At 43.6% G+C, this 2,383-nt stretch carries 1 protein-coding gene and 1 pseudogene; both read left to right on the forward strand.

Features of this window, described 5'->3' with window-relative positions; all coding sequences use genetic code 11:
- Positions 1-88 precede the first annotated feature (88 nt).
- A complete protein-coding gene (locus IJI01_RS05905) occupies positions 89-1,792 on the forward strand; it encodes a GH25 family lysozyme (protein WP_292187260.1) in 1,704 nt (567 codons plus the stop codon).
- Positions 1,793-1,935: 143 nt separating this feature from the next.
- Positions 1,936-2,383 (forward strand): annotated as a pseudogene (locus IJI01_RS05910) (UTP--glucose-1-phosphate uridylyltransferase); the annotation flags it as partial.

Consider the following 2,383-nt stretch of genomic DNA (forward strand, 5'->3'; position numbering starts at 1 on the left):
ATGGCCTCTTTTTTCTTGCGTTGACTAGTAAACGGCTAACCCTTATAATTTACATGTTAAGAAAAACTTAAAATATGAGGGGAAAAGTATGTTTAAAAGTTTAAAGAAAGCCTTACTTTCTGTAGGTGCGCTTATCGGGGCTGTGGCGCTTCTATCTTTATCACCTGCGGCCAAAGTGGATGTTTCTGCTAGAGGTCCTGAGGTTGCAATGGGCGTTGATGTCTCCAAGTATCAGGGAGGAATCAACTGGCAGCAGGTCAAGAATTCAGGTGTTAAATTCGCAATGATCAGAGTTGGTACCACCAAGAAGGGTATCGACGAGCAATTCGTTAATAATATTGTAAATGCCAATGCTGCAGGTATCAGAACTGGTATCTACATTTATTCTTATGCTACAACTCCAGAGCAGGCAGCAGCTGAAGCGAATCAGGTTCTGGCATGGATAGCTCCTTACACTGTATCTTTTCCTATAGCAATAGATATAGAAGATTCCTGTCAGAAGGGCTTAAATCCAGCTCAGCTTCAGGCAATTGCTGATACCTTCTGTGGAATAATTTATGCAAACGGTTATGAGCCAATGGTTTATGCCAGCAAGAACTGGTTCATGGGCAGAATGCCTGTAGTATCATCACCTAAGTGGGTTGCTCAGTATGGCAGCGCCTGCGAGTATCCTGGTGATTACGCTATGTGGCAGTCTACAAGCCATGGCTCAATTGCAGGAATCCCATCAAGAGTTGATATCAATCATCTCTATGTAGATTATTTCAGTCGCATGATTCCTGAGGGCTTCAACAGCTACGGCGGTAACATTTACTACTACCACAATTACAGAAGGATGTCTGGCTGGCTCAATCTTTCAAACGGCAGATATCACGCAGATGCAAGCGGAATCATCAATGCCGGCTGGTTTCAGGATGAGTCAGGAATATACTATCTTGATCCTACTCAGGGTGGACTTGCCAAGGTTGGATTTGCAGACATCGATGGTAAAAGATATTTCTTCGATGCTAACGGTGTCAGAAGAACCGGTCTTATAGATGTAGGCGGAGCAATCTGCTATGCTGGCGAAGATGGCGTGTGTCAGAAGGGACTTATTCCTCTTGCTGATGGCGTTCACTATTTTGATGAGAACTATCTGATGCATGTTGGTCTTACACAGATTGGAAACAAGCTCTATTTCTTTAACGAAGCTGGTGTAATGCAGACTGGTATGCTTGCCTTTGAAATTGGTAAGTTCATGTTCGGTGCTGATGGCGCTGCTATCTCAGGTTGGTTTACTAATGAACTTGGACAGTGCTTCTACTTCGGACCAGACTACAAGGCTACAGTTGGTCTTACAACTATCGACAAGTCAGTATATCTTTTCGGTAACGATGGTGTAATGTTCACTGGCTGGTCAGGAGATGTTGGTGCCAGATATTACTTTGGCGCTGATGGCAAGATGGTCAAGGGCTGGAATGCTATTGATGGCAGAGCCTTCTACTTTGGAACTGATGGCCTTATGGCACTTGGACTTGCTCCTCTCAAGGACGGCGTTTATTACCTCGATCCTGTAGATGGACACATGGTTGTTGGATGGGTACAGCTTCCTGATGGTTGGAGATACTTTGATGTCAACAACGGCAAGATGCTTGCAAAGGTATCAGCAGTTCTTGATAATGTAGAGTGCACCTTTGATAAGAATGGACTTCTTGTTGCTCCTGCAGGATGGGTTCCAGGAACTCCTGCTCCTGTAGATCCTACAGTAGTTGCACAGGCTCCAGCGCAGCCGGTAACAGGAACTCCACAGTAATATAATGAATTGAATTATGAAGAGCTTACGTCGTAAAAGTCGTAAGCTCTTTTTCGCATTAATAAGTTAGTATAAATCAGCTAATTGTGTTACAATGTAACGGCGAAAAAATAGAAACGATAACTCAAAGTGAGGGAATAGAAATGGATTTACAGAGCGCAAAAGCGAAACTTCAGCAGTATGGACAGGAGCACGTCCTTAAATACTACGATGAGCTTACAGAGGCTGAACAGAAGGATCTTCTTACACAGATCGAGGAGACAGATTTTGCAGTACTTGAGAACTGCAAGAACCTTGGCAAGAGCGAGGGAAGAGGGGAGTTTTCTCCACTTGCTGCTATGCAGGTTTCTGAGATTGAAGAGAGAAAAGAAGAGTTTAGAAAGATTGGTGTTGAGACAATTAAGGCTGGTAAGGTAGCTGCCGTTCTTCTTGCAGGTGGAATGGGAACAAGACTTGGTTCAGACAACCCTAAGGGAATGTATGATATCGGACTTACTAAGCCAGTATATATTTTCCAGAGAATTATCGAGAACCTTCAGGATACAGTTGATCAAGCAGATGGAGCATACATTCATCTCTTTATCATGACAA

Origin of the sequence: Butyrivibrio sp., assembly GCF_017433805.1 — a bacterium.
Lineage (GTDB): Bacteria > Bacillota > Clostridia > Lachnospirales > Lachnospiraceae > Butyrivibrio.